At 69.5% G+C, this 13,076-nt stretch carries 15 protein-coding genes; 3 read left to right on the forward strand and 12 right to left on the reverse strand.

Features of this window, described 5'->3' with window-relative positions:
* Window positions 1–65: 65 nt before the first annotated feature.
* The 4 genes from ATSB10_RS05340 to ATSB10_RS19260 all read right to left on the reverse strand — a co-directional run bounded on the left by ATSB10_RS05340 (window position 66) and on the right by ATSB10_RS19260 (window position 3,994).
* Window positions 66–827 (reverse strand): ABC transporter permease, encoded by a 762-nt coding sequence (locus ATSB10_RS05340; protein ID WP_063671078.1) that lies wholly within the window; start codon window positions 825–827, stop codon window positions 66–68.
* Window positions 824–1,729, reverse strand: coding sequence for an ABC transporter ATP-binding protein (locus tag ATSB10_RS05345; protein ID WP_063671080.1), 906 nt, complete (start codon window positions 1,727–1,729; stop codon window positions 824–826). The genes ATSB10_RS05340 and ATSB10_RS05345 overlap by 4 nt, the downstream gene beginning before the upstream one ends.
* A 103-nt stretch (window positions 1,730–1,832) precedes the next feature.
* A complete protein-coding gene (locus tag ATSB10_RS05350; RefSeq protein WP_063671081.1) occupies window positions 1,833–2,501 on the reverse strand; it encodes a response regulator in 669 nt (222 codons plus the stop codon).
* On the reverse strand, window positions 2,501–3,994 hold the full coding sequence (locus ATSB10_RS19260) for an ATP-binding protein (protein ID WP_157469091.1): 1,494 nt from the start codon (window positions 3,992–3,994) through the stop codon (window positions 2,501–2,503). The genes ATSB10_RS05350 and ATSB10_RS19260 overlap by 1 nt, the downstream gene beginning before the upstream one ends.
* Window positions 3,995–4,115: 121 nt before the next feature.
* Between ATSB10_RS19260 and ATSB10_RS05360 the strand changes: the two genes are divergently transcribed.
* Both ATSB10_RS05360 and ATSB10_RS05365 read left to right on the forward strand, forming a co-directional pair.
* Window positions 4,116–4,628, forward strand: coding sequence for a hypothetical protein (locus tag ATSB10_RS05360; RefSeq protein ID WP_063671084.1), 513 nt, complete (start codon window positions 4,116–4,118; stop codon window positions 4,626–4,628).
* Window positions 4,629–4,797: 169 nt separating this feature from the next.
* The gene (locus ATSB10_RS05365) at window positions 4,798–6,237 is read left to right on the forward strand and encodes an MFS transporter (RefSeq protein ID WP_063671085.1); all 1,440 of its coding nucleotides are present in this window, start codon (window positions 4,798–4,800) and stop codon (window positions 6,235–6,237) included.
* On the opposite strand, the gene ATSB10_RS05370 is transcribed toward ATSB10_RS05365, so the two are convergent.
* The 8 genes from ATSB10_RS05370 to ATSB10_RS05405 all read right to left on the reverse strand — a co-directional run bounded on the left by ATSB10_RS05370 (window position 6,234) and on the right by ATSB10_RS05405 (window position 12,442).
* Complete coding sequence (locus ATSB10_RS05370) at window positions 6,234–6,605, reverse strand: carboxymuconolactone decarboxylase family protein (protein WP_063674347.1); 372 nt, start codon at window positions 6,603–6,605, stop codon at window positions 6,234–6,236. The two genes, ATSB10_RS05365 and ATSB10_RS05370, sit on opposite strands and share 4 nt — an antisense overlap.
* A 108-nt stretch (window positions 6,606–6,713) precedes the next feature.
* Window positions 6,714–7,298 (reverse strand): TMEM175 family protein, encoded by a 585-nt coding sequence (locus ATSB10_RS05375; RefSeq protein ID WP_063671087.1) that lies wholly within the window; start codon window positions 7,296–7,298, stop codon window positions 6,714–6,716.
* A gap of 78 nt (window positions 7,299–7,376) precedes the next feature.
* Window positions 7,377–8,585: an ABC transporter permease gene (locus ATSB10_RS05380; RefSeq protein WP_063671088.1), complete on the reverse strand. Its 1,209-nt coding sequence runs from the start codon at window positions 8,583–8,585 to the stop codon at window positions 7,377–7,379.
* The gene (locus tag ATSB10_RS05385) at window positions 8,585–9,304 is read right to left on the reverse strand and encodes an ABC transporter ATP-binding protein (protein WP_063671090.1); all 720 of its coding nucleotides are present in this window, start codon (window positions 9,302–9,304) and stop codon (window positions 8,585–8,587) included. Before ATSB10_RS05385 ends, ATSB10_RS05380 begins: the two co-directional genes overlap by 1 nt.
* The gene (locus ATSB10_RS05390) at window positions 9,301–10,611 is read right to left on the reverse strand and encodes an efflux RND transporter periplasmic adaptor subunit (protein WP_063671091.1); all 1,311 of its coding nucleotides are present in this window, start codon (window positions 10,609–10,611) and stop codon (window positions 9,301–9,303) included. Before ATSB10_RS05390 ends, ATSB10_RS05385 begins: the two co-directional genes overlap by 4 nt.
* A 166-nt stretch (window positions 10,612–10,777) precedes the next feature.
* On the reverse strand, window positions 10,778–11,170 hold the full coding sequence (locus ATSB10_RS05395; protein ID WP_063674348.1) for a VOC family protein: 393 nt from the start codon (window positions 11,168–11,170) through the stop codon (window positions 10,778–10,780).
* Window positions 11,171–11,203: 33 nt separating this feature from the next.
* On the reverse strand, window positions 11,204–11,773 hold the full coding sequence (locus ATSB10_RS05400; RefSeq protein ID WP_236886499.1) for an AAA family ATPase: 570 nt from the start codon (window positions 11,771–11,773) through the stop codon (window positions 11,204–11,206).
* A gap of 66 nt (window positions 11,774–11,839) precedes the next feature.
* Entirely contained in the window at window positions 11,840–12,442 is a 603-nt protein-coding gene (locus ATSB10_RS05405) for a sulfite oxidase-like oxidoreductase (protein WP_063671092.1), read from the reverse strand.
* Between the two features lie 159 nt (window positions 12,443–12,601).
* On the opposite strand from ATSB10_RS05405, the gene ATSB10_RS05410 reads away from it, so the two are divergent.
* Window positions 12,602–13,033, forward strand: a complete 432-nt coding sequence (locus ATSB10_RS05410) for a PepSY domain-containing protein (RefSeq protein WP_063671094.1) — start codon at window positions 12,602–12,604, stop codon at window positions 13,031–13,033.
* The last annotated feature ends 43 nt before the right edge of the window (window positions 13,034–13,076 follow it).

Here is a 13,076-nt window from a genome sequence, read left to right on the forward strand (position 1 = left end):
ATCCGGTTCGAACGAAAAAGCGCCGCAGCGATGCGGCGCTTTTTCTTTTGGGGCAAACACCTCACTCAGCCGGTCTCGCTCCTGTCGAAGTGCCATAGCCCCAGGCCCGCCATCAGCAGGCCACCGAGCGATCCCACGACGACCACCTGCATCAGGTGGTTGGATTGACGCGCGAGCACCTGCACCGGCATCGACCAGGGAAACCACGGGCCGAACCGGGCCGACTGGCCGATCAGGAACCCGGCCACCGTACCGGCCACGCCAACGAACACCGACGTGGTGAAGCTTTGCCAGCGTATGGCCACCCAGGCCTGCAGCGCGATCATCAGGCCAGCGGCAGCCACACACGCGCTTGCATGGACGGCCAGCCAACGCCACGGCGCCGGACCGGCGATGCCGAACGCCGGCTGCGTATGCATGATCACCCAGCCGGCCAGCGGCGTAGCGAGGGCGAGCAAGGCGGTCGCCATCACCACCATCGCTGCCAGCACGAACAGCTTGGCCGCGTAGTGGCTCCAGCGCGGCAACGGCAGCGCCAGCAGGTGCTTCCAGGTCTGCGGGCCGTGTTCCATGTTCGCCAGCAAGGCCGCCTGCAGGGTCACGAACAGCGGCAGCATCAGAAACACCCACAGCACGAACAATCCACTGGCAAAGCGCATCCAGGCCTCCTGCCCGCTGAGCGACGAGGGCCCATGCAGCCGGCTCAGGCTGATCTGCAGCACGCTCAGCAGCACCACCAGCATCGGCGCCAGCACCACCATCCAGGCCGCCAGGGTATGCCGCAGCTTCACCTGCTCGGCGGCCAGTGCCCGACCCAGTGCGCTCATGCGGCGTCCCTCCCGGTCATCTCGAAGAACAGCGTCTCCAGCGAGCGCGGGCTTCGCGCCAGCGCGTGCACCTCGTGCCCCTGGGTCACCAGCCATCGGTTGATCTCGTGGTCCGGCCGCTGCGGCATCGGCACGCGCACGGTGGTGGGGTCGACCCGCTGGGCGGCCTCGCCCAGTTCCGCAAGGGCAGTGCAGACCGCATCGCCATCGGTGCAGCGGATCACCAGAGGGTCCCCATAGCGCTCGCGCAATTCGCCGGGCGTGCCCTGGAACCGCAGCTTTCCCTGGTGCAGCACGCCGACATGCGAGGCCATCTGCTCCACCTCGGCCAGCAGGTGGCTGGAAACGAACACGGTAATGCCCAGCTCGCCGGCCATGCGCTGCAGCAGGGTGCGCAACTCGACGATGCCCGCCGGATCCAGGCCGTTGCTCGGCTCGTCCAGCACCAGCAGCCGCGGCTCGCCGAGCAGGGCCAGCGCGATGCCGAGGCGTTGGCGCATGCCCAGCGAGTACACACGCACGCGGCGATGCGCATCGCGCTCGAGGCCGACGATGCGCAGTACGGCGTCGATGCGCTCCGGTGCAAGACCGAGCAGGCGCCGGGTGACTTCCAGGTTTTCGTAACCGGACAGGTGGGGGTACAGCGAGGGCGACTCCACCATCGAACCGACCTGCCGCAGGGGAGCGCGCGACTGCCGCGTCAGCGGCTGACCGAACAGGCGGATCTCGCCGTCATCCGCGCGCAGGAGGCCGAGCAGCAGGCGGATGGTGGTGGTCTTGCCGGCCCCGTTCGGACCGAGAAAGCCGTACACGCTGCCCGCGGGCACCGCCAGGTCGAGCGCCCCCACGCCGTGTCCGGTGGCAAAGCGGCGCGTCAACGCCCGGGTTTCGATGGCCAGCATGGCGCGAGTTCTCCGTGGATCATTCGTGGCCCATCAAGCCAGAACGCGCCTCCCCCGGCCATAGGCCTGAGCTCACAGTGACTTGTGACCGGTGCCGCCCAGCTCAGCCTTCAGCCACCTCGAAACGGTACCCGGCGCCATACACCGAACGGATGAAGGCTTGCCCGGGTGCGATGTCCTCCAGCTTGCGACGGAGGTTGCGCACGTGGCTGTCGACCACGCGATCGGTCACGTCACGCAGGTCGTCGTGCATGAGGTCCAGCAGCTGGTCGCGCGAATAGATCCGGCCGGGCTGCGACAGCATGGCCTGCAGCAGGCGGTACTCGGTGGTGGTCAGCGGCAAGGGGCGTCCCTGGTAGCGGATGCGCTGCGCGGACTCGTCCAGGGTAAACGGGTTGGCCGCCGCGCCCGGCCGGCTGCGGCGGAGTACCGCCTGCACCCGGGCCACCACCTCCCGCGGGCTGAACGGCTTGCAGATGTAGTCGTCGGCGCCGAGCTCCAGCCCGAGCAGGCGATCGATCTCCTCGACGCGTGCGGTGAGCATGATCACCGGCAACGCGCTGTCGCGGCGCAGTTCGCGCAGGATCGCCAGCCCGTCCTGGCCCGGCAGCATGATGTCCAGCAGCAGCAGCGCCGGCCGCTCGGCAGCCAACGCCGCAAGCACGCGGTCCCCCTCGCCCACCACCGATGCCTCGTGGCCGGACTGCGCAAGGTAGTCGGCCAGCAGCCGGGCGATCTTCGGCTCGTCCTCGGCGATCAGGATCCGGGCCATCAGGCCGTCTCCAGTGGCAGGTGCAGTTCCATCCGCAGGCCGCCCAGCGGCGAGACCGATGCCGTCAGCGTGCCCCCATGCGCGATGGCGATCCGCTGCGCGATCGCCAGGCCCAGTCCGCTTCCACCGAGGGCGCGATTGCGCGAGCCGTCGACGCGGTACAGCGGCTGGAACAGGAAGGGCAAGGCTTCTTCGGGCACGCCGGGCGGCGTGTCGTCGATGCGCAGGCAGGCCTGGCCGCCCTCGACGAACACCCGCGCCTCGATCCTGCCCCCGCGCTCGGTGTAGCGCAGGCTGTTGCTGAGCAGATTGTCGATCAGCTGGCGCATGCGATCGGCGTCGACATGGACCGGCGCCGGCTGATCGTCGTGGGCGATGGCGATGCCGGCCATCTGCGCGGTGGCATCGAAGCGTGCCACCCCTTCGATCAGCAGCTCGGCCAGGTCGTGTCGTGCCGGCCGGTAGCTCAGCGAGCCGGCATCGGCCATCGACCACTGGTGCAGGTCATCCACCAACCGACCGAGCCGCATCACCTCCTCGTGCACCGAGGCCAGTGTCGCGGCATCCGTCGGCCGCACGCCGTCACGCATCGCTTCCAGTTCGCCGCGCACGATCGCCAGCGGCGTGCGCAGTTCGTGCGAGATGTCGGCCATCCAGCGCTGCCGCGCGGTGTCGTGCGCCGCCAGCGCCTTGCTCAGGCGATTGACGTGCCGTACCAGATCGCCCAGTTCGTCCTGCCGGTGCGTAGTCAGCTGCCCGCCGAACGCGCCGTCGGAGAGTTTGCGCGCCGCCTTTTCGACGTCACGCAGCGGCGCGAGCAGGTGACGGGCGAAGGCCCACGCCACGGCCATCGCCAGCAACAGCAGCAGCCCGGCCAGCCAGGCCATGCCGCGCACCTGCGCAGCGAGGAACGCGGTGTCGCGGGGATCGGCCGGGCGGCTCAGTGGGCGCAGTGCCAGCCAGCCCACCACGCTGCCGTCGACCCGGATCGGGCGCTCCAGGGCGCCCGGTGGCGGGATCTCTCCGGCGACCACGGCATGGCCGGCATCGAGCAGGCTGACCCTCGCCGGCAGAGGCGCCGACGGGGTCTGCGCCACCGCCGGTGGAGGGGGCGGTGGCGGGGGTAGCGGCGGTGGGGGCGGAGGTGGAGGTAGCGGCGCCTCCAACGGCGAAGGCCGCGGTCCCGTCCCCTCATCCACCGGATGCTGATCCGGCACCAGCGAGCGTTGCAACACCGAATGCCAGACCTGCGGGTCGCGCAGACCGTCAAACCCGCTCACCGCATCGCCGCGCCGGGCCAACGTCTGCGCCAGCGGGGTAAGACGGTCCAGGTCGGCATCGTTCACGTAGGCGACGAAGCTGCTGCGCAGGTGATGCACGGTCAGCAGGCCCATCGCCAGCAGCGAGAACGCCATCGCCATCGCCAGCAACAGGAACAGCTTGTGCGCCACACGCAGGCGCCAGCCGGTGGGTCGGGAAGAAGCCGGTGTCATGGCGGCCGAGCATAGCGGCCGCCCCGTGCCGCCGCCTCCACATTCCCTGCATATTGCCTGCGATCTTGCAGGTCATCGTGACGTCCGTCGGATCACCCGGCCACTCCAAGGAGTTCACCTGATGAAAACCCGCTTGATCGTCGTCCTCGCCGGTCTCGCCTGTGCCGGCGCCGCGTCGGCACAGGCCGGCAAACCGACGGACCAGACGCCGCCGACCGCCCAGAACGCCCGTCGAATCGAAGTCGATCGTACCCGGGTGACTGTCGACGGCGTTCCGTTGCCGCCGCTCCCGCCCGGCTGCCTCGACCGGCAGTGGAAGTCCACGTCGCACCCGATGTTTCCCGACTTCACCCGTGAAAGCCGCTGGCAGGCGGTGCTCGGAATCAGCACCGACCAGGCCCGGCAGGTGCAGCAGTTGTTCGAGCGGCGTCACCAGGACGACAAGGCCACCTGCGACAAGCTCCGCGGCATCGTCGGCGACAAGGCCATGGATCGCTGGAAGGCACTGAGCGACTTCCCGCCGCCGCCTCCGCCACCTCCGCCGCCGATGGCTCCACGCCCGCCGCAGCCGCCGCAACTCGACGCGCCACCGCCGCCTCCGGCGCCCCCGGTTCCACCCGACGACGCCGACTGACCGTCACCGGCACATGGCCGGGCATCCCCGCGATGCCCGGCCGCCAGGTCTCGTTGTCGATACCGGGCGGCCCTCTATAATCCGCGCCGCGCCGCTCCCCGGGCGCAAGCGCCGCCGCGGCCACCCCCACGACCGCTGCCGGCTTCCCACGCCCGCACCGAGTCCCTCCGTGAGCCAGTCGACCGCGGCCCCCCTTGCGTCCGATACCGGGACGCCGGCGTTTCCCGACTACCGCGTCATCTCGCTGATCATCGCCTGCGCGATTTTCATGGAGCAGTTGGACGCGACGGTGCTGGCCACCGCGCTGCCCACCATGGCGCGCGACTTCCACGTCGGCGCGCCCGCCATGAGCATCGCGATGACCAGCTACCTGCTGGCCCTGGCGATCCTGATCCCGGTCAGCGGCAAGGTCGCCGACCGCTTCGGCGCCACCCGCGTGTTCGCCGCCTCGATCGGGGTGTTCCTGCTCGGCTCGATCGCCTGCTCGCTGGCCCCCAACCTGCCGGCGATGGTGGCCGCGCGGCTGCTGCAGGGCGCCGGCGGCGCGATGATGGCGCCGATCGGCCGCTTGATCCTGCTATCGGCGGTGCCGCGCAGGCACCTGGTCTCGGCGATGTCCTGGTCGTTGGTGCCGGCGTTCCTGGGCCCCCTCGCAGGTCCGCCGCTGGGCGGACTGATCGTGACGTACTTGAGCTGGCGCTGGATCTTCTACATCAATCTGCCGATTGGCCTGCTCGGGGTCTGGCTGGTGCGTCGGTTCATCCCGCCGATCGCGCAGCATGCCGGACGCAGTCCGCTCGACGTTGGTGGCTTTGCGCTCTGCGGCGCGGGACTCGGTGGCCTGCTGTTCGGGCTGGAAATGGTCGGACAGAGCGCGGACCTGGGGATGGCGGCGACGCTGCTGGCGGTCGGCCTGGCCGGCTGCCTGGGCTACCTGTGGCACGCCCGGCACCGGGCCGAGCCGCTGCTCGACCTGGGGCTGATGCGTATCGATTCGTTCCGGTTGTCGGTGATCGGCGGCTCGCTGATGCGCATCACCCAGGGCGCGCAGCCGTTCCTGTTGCCGCTGATGTTCCAGATCGGCTTCGGCTTCTCGGCCGTGCGCAGCGGCCAGCTGGTGCTGGCTACCGCGCTGGGCGCCCTGCTCACCCGTTCGTTCACCCCGCGCCTGCTGCAGCTGGTCGGCTTCCGCAACGGCATGCTCTACAACGGCGTGCTGAGCAGCCTCGGGTATGCGGTGTGTGCGCTGTTCCGCCCGGACTGGCCGTTTGCGCTGATGTTCGGCCTGTTGATGGGCTGCGGAGCCTTCATGTCGTTCCAGTTCGCCGCGTACAACACGGTGGCCTACGAGGGCGTGCCGCGCGAACGGCTGGGTGCGGCCAACGCGCTGTACACCACGCTGCAGCAGTTGATGCTCTCGTTCGGCGTATGCGCCGGCGCGCTGCTGCTGAGGCTGGCAATGGGTGTGCGTGGCCACGCCCACCCGCAGGCGGCCGACTTCTCGTTCGCGTTCGTGGCGGTGACCCTGGTCTCGCTCAGCTCGACGATCTGGCACCTGCGTTTCGCCCACGACGCCGGCCACGAGCTGAGCGGGCACCGGCCGCGCTAGACCTCGCTCGCGGTGGACTGGCAGGCCTCGCCGAACTCCTCCAGCGCGCGTACCGCCTCGGCCGCATACATCAGCGACGGTCCGCCGCCCATGTAGACCGCAACGGCGAGCGTCTCCATGAACTTCTCGCGCTCCACGCCGAGGCGCACCAGCGCCTTGACGTGGAAACCGATGCAGCCGTCGCAGTGTCCGGCCACGCCGATCGCCAGGGCGATCAGCTCCTTGTCGATCGCCGACAGCGCCCCCGGTTCGAGCGCGGCCTTGGCCATGGTGGAGAAGCCGCCCATCGTGCCCGGCGCGGCGGCGCGGATGGTGGCGATGGCGCGGTTGAGATCCTGGGTGATTTCGACGAAGGACTTGCTCGACATGACGGCCTCCACGGCATCGATCGGATACCGTCCATCCTCGCCGCCTCCGTCCGCACGGCCGATGACGCACGTCAATCTGCGAGCCGCTGCGGCGACCCGCCGCGCCGCTCAGTCGGTCGACCGGACCACCACCCGCTCGATCCGCCGGTCCGGTACCAGCCACAGCAGGGCCGCACCGGCGTAGAACGCCATGCCCAGCCCAGGCGCGCAGACCGAGAAGACGATGCCAGTCACATAGATCAACGGCGACAGCTTGCCCTTCCAGTCGCGGCCGAGCGCGCCCGCCAGGGCGGAGCCCGGCCCCTGCACGCGGATGATCGCCCGCTGCAGGATCCAGTACGCCACGGCCGCCATCAGCAACACCACGCCATACAGCGCCGAAGGCACCGCGGCGAAGTGGTTCTCGCCCATCCAGCCGGTGGCGAACGGCAGCAGCGACAGCCAGAACAGCAGGTGCAGGTTGGCCCAGAGGATGCCGCCGCTGACGCTGCGCACCAGGTGCAGCATGTGGTGATGGTTGTTCCAGTAGATGCCCACGTAGACGAAGCTCAGCACGTAGCTCAGGAACACCGGCAGCACCGGCCACAGCGCCCCCAGCGACACGCCGTGCGGCACCTTCATCTCCAGCACCATGATGGTGATGATGATGGCGAGCACGCCATCGCTGAATGCTTCGAGCCGGGTCTTGCCCATGGGTGTCTGTACCGGTGGCCGGGAGAAGGCCAGAGTATCGCCGGCCCGCCCGGCGCCCGCACCCGCCCCTCGCTATGGTCATTCGTGGCGCAGCGCCTCGATCGGGTCCAGCCGTGCCGCCCGGCGCGCCGGGAAATAGCCGAACACCACGCCAATCACCGCCGAGAATGCGAACGCCAGCAGGTTGATCGACGGTCCGAACACGTAGGGCACCTCGAGCACCCGTGCCAGCACGATCGAACCGACCGTCGCCAGCAGCACGCCCAGCAGTCCGCCGATCGAGGACAGCACCACCGCCTCGATCAGGAACTGCAGCAGCACCTCGCGCTCCAGCGCCCCCACCGCCAGGCGGATGCCGATCTCGCGGGTGCGCTCGGTCACCGACACCAGCATGATGTTCATGATCCCCACGCCCCCCACCAGCAGGCTCACCGCGGCCACCGCACCGAGCAGCAGGGTGAGTACGCGCGTGGTGCTGGAGAGCATGTCCGCGATCTCGCGTGTGTCGAGCACGTTGAAATCGTCCTCCTGGCCATCGGCAATGTGCCGGCGCTCGCGCAGCAGGGCCTCGATCCGCTGCTTGGCCTGCGCGGTCGGCACGCCGGGCTGCACCGACACCAGCACCATGCCCACGTCCTGGTTACCGGCCAGCCGCCGCTGCACCGTGCGCAGCGGCATCACCACCGTGTCGTCCTGATCACGCCCCATCGACGACTGCCCCTTGGCCGCCAGCAGGCCGACCACCTCGCAGGAAAACTGCTTGACGCGGATCGCCCCGCCGACCGGGTTCTCACTGCCGAACAGCTTGTTGCGCGCGGTCTCGCCCAGTACGCACACCGCCTTGCCGGCCTGCAGCTCGGCGTCCAGGAACGGCCGGCCCGCGGCGAACTTCCAGTTGCCGGCGGTGAAGTAGTCGTTGGTGGTTCCCACCACGCTGGTGGACCAGTTGCTGGCCAGGTGCACCACGGTCACCGTGCGCGAGACCACCGGCGCCACCCCGGCCAGGCCGCTCACCTGGCTCTGGATGGCGTTGGCGTCAGCCAGCCGGAAGGCCGCCGCACCGGCAGTATCGCGCGTCGGCCCCAGCCGCTGGCCGGGACGCACCATCAGCAGGTTGCTGCCCAGGCTGGCGATCTGCGCGGATACCGACGCGGTAGCGCCGTTGCCGAGCGTGACCATGGTGATCACCGCGGCCACGCCGATCAGGATGCCGAGCACGGTCAGGAAGCTCCGCGTGAGGTTGCGGCGGATCTCCTTCAGCGCCAGCAGCAGCGTGTTCCAGAACATCAGGCCACCCCCGCCTGGCGCATGTCGCTCTCCACCTGGCCGTCGACGAAGTGCACCACGCGCCGGGCGTAGGCGGCCATGTCCGGCTCGTGCGTCACCATCAGCACGGTGATGCCGCGGTCGCGATTGAGCGCGGCGATCAGATCCATGATCTCGCGGCTGCGCCGGGTGTCGAGATTGCCGGTGGGCTCGTCCGCGAGCAGCACCGCGGGATGGGTGACGATGGCGCGGGCGATCGCGGCGCGCTGCTGCTGCCCGCCGGACAGTGCGGCCGGCACGTGGTGTTCCCAGCCGGTCAGTCCCACCGCGGCCAGCGCCTCGCGTGCCGCGGCGTGACGCGCAGCCGGCGGCTCGCCGCGGTACAACAGCGGCAGCTCCACGTTTTCCAGTGCGCTGGTGCGGCCCAGCAGGTTGTAGCCCTGGAACACGAAGCCCAGGTAATGCCGGCGCAACAGCGCCCGCTGGTTGCGCGAGAGCCGCTCCACGGCGGTACCGCGGAAGCGGTAGCTGCCGGTGGTCGGCACGTCGAGGCAACCGAGAATGTTCATCGCCGTGGACTTGCCCGAGCCGCTCGGCCCCATGATCGCCACGAACTCGCCCTCCTCCACCACCAGGTCCACGCCGCGCAGCGCCTGGAACGCCACCGCCCCCTGACCGTAGGTCTTGGTGACGCCGGCCAGTTCGATCAGCGGCGCCGCGGCGCCGTCACCCTGGCTCACTGGGCACCACCGAGGCTCTCGGTGATCACCCGCATGCCGGACTGCAGCTCGCCTCCCGTCACCTCCGTCAACTGGCCGTTGCTGGCGCCGACCGTGACCGGCACCGCCAGCGGCTCGCCCTCGCGCAGCACCCACACCTGGCGGGACTTGCCGTTGCCCGACACCGCGCGGCTCGGGCCGTGCGGCGGTCGCGGCATCAGCCGGCTGACCAGGCTGCCCGAGGCCTGACTGGATGTCGTGGATGCCGGCGTGAAGCGCAGCGCGGCACTCGGCACCAGCAGCACCTGCCGGCGCTCGTTGACCACGATCGCGGCGGTGGCGGTCATGCCCGGACGCAGGCTGAGGTCATCGTTGTTCACGGTGAGCACGGTGAGGTAGGACACCACGCCGTCCTTGGTCTGCGAGCCGAAGCCGACCCGGCGCACCTTGGCCGGGTATTCGCGACCGGGATAGGCATCCACGGTGAAGGTCGCCTCTTGGCCATCGTGCACCAGGCCCACGTCGGCCTCGTCCACGTCGACCTGCAGCTCCATCTTCGACAGATCCTCGGCCAGGGTGAACAGCACCGGCGCCTGCAGCGAGGCGGCCACGGTCTGCCCCGGCTCGATCGAGCGGCTCAGCACCACGCCGTCGATCGGCGAGCGGATCGACGCCTTGGCCAGGTTGGTTTCGCCGGTGCTGAGCGACGCCTGCGCCTGCACCACGGCCGCGCGGGCATTCGCCTCGGCACCCTCGGCACGTTGCATGGCCGCCCGTGCGGTATCGATGTCCACCTGGGCCGGCACCGTGCCACCGCTGGTGGCGAACATGCGCTGGAGCCGGCTCAACTGCAGCCGCGTCTCGGTGACCGTGGCCGCGGCCTGCGCCACCTGGGCGCGGGCCGCGGCAAGCGCCCCGCGCGCGTTGGCGATCTGGTCCCTGAGCCGCGACACATCGAGCTGGGCCAGCACCTGGCCGCGCTTGACCGTGTCGTTCACGTCGACCTTGACCGACTCCATGATGCCGGACAGTTCGCTGCCCACGTCCACCTGGTTGGTCGGCTGCAGGTTGCCGGTGGCCGCGACCGTCACCACCAGGTTGCCGCGGGTGACCTCCGCCGTCTGGTAGCGCGGCTGGGCCGCCTCACGACCACGCAGCAACCAGCCGTAGCCGGCCACGACCACGACCAGCAGCGCGAGGACAATCAGTATCCAGCGCAGAACCCGGCGACCGCGCCCGCCACCCGGACCGCCGCCCAGCAACGCGGTGACTGCCGCGGCATCGGACCGCCCACCGCCACCGGCTCCGGAATCGTCGGGCGCCTTCATCGCGAACGCTCCACGCTCTCGCGACCGCGCCTTACCGTGCAAGCCTTCATCGCGAAACCCATGCGAATGTGGCCAATCACCACGCCCGACACCCTAGGCCAGCGCATGCGCCGGCGTATTGACCCCCATCAATCACGACTGCGTCCGTCGCTGCGGAGGCCGTCTTCTACCGAAGGGAATAGAACTGGAGGACGTTCCTGCCGGGGTCGTGGAGATGGAACTCGCGGGTTCCCCAAGGCGTCTGCGACGGTCTCGCCCAGGGACCTTCCGGGTGGTGCTGCTCGCCGATGCTGCCGCTCGCGACGAACTCCTCGTAGAGCGCGTCCACGTCGTCCACCTGGAAGCGGCAGACCGGACGATCGGTGGGATAAGCCCACTGCCCCGCGTCCGCCCATTGCAGGTGGATCTCCACCCCGTCCCGCCCCACGGCTGCGTACTTCGGCGCCTCGGGTGCGTCCTGGAACAACAGCACGAAACCGAGATCGCGGTAGAAGCGCACCGACTCACCCACTTCGCGGCAGGCGAGCACGGGATGCACGGCATGAAGGTTCGCTTTCATGGGGCGCTCCGCGGAATCGGGAAGCATGTGCGGTTACCGGCCGGAAGACTCGTGAAGCCCCCATCGGCCGCGAGCCCCGGTGTCATCGAGATGCTCGCTCTTGTGGCCTGCAAAGGCATCGTAGATGCGCCGATGCGCCTGGTACGACCACTGATCCTCACGCTCGTAGTATCCGGCCACCCAGGCCTGCAGGGCCTCGAGCATGGCGTCCTGCGCCTCCTTCGAGGCGTACTTGTGCGGCTCCCAGGGGCGCCGGCGGTTGTGTTCCAGGCAGATTTCCAGTCCGGGGTTGAGGAACACCAGTTCCGTGCAGTGGGCGGACGCGGCCTGAACCAGCTCGCCGTAGCAGCCCTCGATCACCCAGCGGTCATGCCCGGCGAGAAACGCCGCGAGGGACGCGGCAATGGCCTCGGTCGATCGCTGCACGGCGATCCTCCCCGGCTCCCAGACGATGGAGTCCAGATCGAGATGCGCCAGTCCATGGTCCGCAGCCAGCCGTCTGGCCAACGTGCTCTTGCCGGACCCGGAATTGCCGAAGAGGAGAATTTTCATGGCAGGACGGGACCTGTGCATGGCGCTTTCCGCCATGGCGCGCTGCTGCACGAACGGATCCGGTGCGGGCCTTGTCCAGGGCCGCTTCGGCTCGGTCGAAGAAAGAAATCGCCACTCTTATTCATCGTCCGCGAACCGCTCTTCGCGCCACGGATCCCCGCGCATGTGATACCCGCGCAACTCCCAGAACCCCGCTTCGTCGCGCGCGGTGAACTGCAGGCCGGTGAGCCATTTGGCGGACTTCCAGAAATACAGGTGCGGCACCAGCAGACGGGCCGGACCACCGTGCTCGGGCGGCAGCGGCTGGCCGTCGTAGCGGGTGGCGATCATCGCGCGACCGCCGAGCAGGTCGTCGATCCGCAGGTTGGTGGAGTAGCCGTCGGCACTGTGCGCCAGCACGAAGCCGGTGGGTGGGGTGATGCCCGCGTCGGCGAACAGGTCGTCCAGTGACACGCCCTCCCAGGCCGTATCGAGCTTCGACCAGCGGGTGACGCAGTGGATATCGCGCACGACGCGCTGCCTGGGCAGCGCATCGAAACCCGCCCAGTCCCAGCGCCTGAGCGGACGCACGCCGTGCTTGAGCGTCAGCGACCAGTCCGCCGTGTCCAGCACCGGCGTGGGCGCCATCGACATCACCGGGAACTTGCGTGTAACCACCTGCCGGGGCGGCAGACGCTCCGTGGAGGCCTCCCCGTCGTCGGCACGACTGGAACCGGACATCTTCGGCGTCCCCTCAAGATCCTGACAGCGCGTGACCTTAGCACCGGCCGGCCGCACGACGTCGCCTGAACACCCCACGCACCCGCCACGCCATCTTCACCGCTCGCTGATCCCCGCCTGCCAAGACTCGGGACTCCCTTCCCCACAGGAGACGAGGCGATGAAAACGGTCGTACTTTCCACCGCCCTCGCGCTGGGCCTTGCCGGCGCGGCGATGGCCCAGTCGCCGGATCATGGCGTGATGACCAAGGCACAGATCCGGGCACAACTGCAGCAGCAGGGCTATAACGACGTCGATGATCTGGAATTCAGCCACGGCATGTGGCGCGCCAAGGCCGAGAGCGGCAATGGCCACCACGTGCACCTGCGCGTCGACGCCCGCACCGGCAAGGCCTATGCGGACGACCAGAAGCTTGCCCGCCTGGGCGAGGACGACATCCGTGCCGCCCTCTCCAGCGCCGGCTACACCGACGTGCACGACGTGGATTTCGATGACGGGCTGTGGACCGCCAAGGCCGAGAACCGCGCCGGCAAGCACGTGAAGCTGGACGTCGATCCGGATACCGGCAAGGTGGTCGGCACCGACGACTGAGGCCCGACCGCGGCCGGTGCGCTCCACGCGCTGGCCGCGCCCC

This window comes from Dyella thiooxydans (genome assembly GCF_001641285.1).
GTDB classification, from domain to species: domain Bacteria; phylum Pseudomonadota; class Gammaproteobacteria; order Xanthomonadales; family Rhodanobacteraceae; genus Dyella_A; species Dyella_A thiooxydans.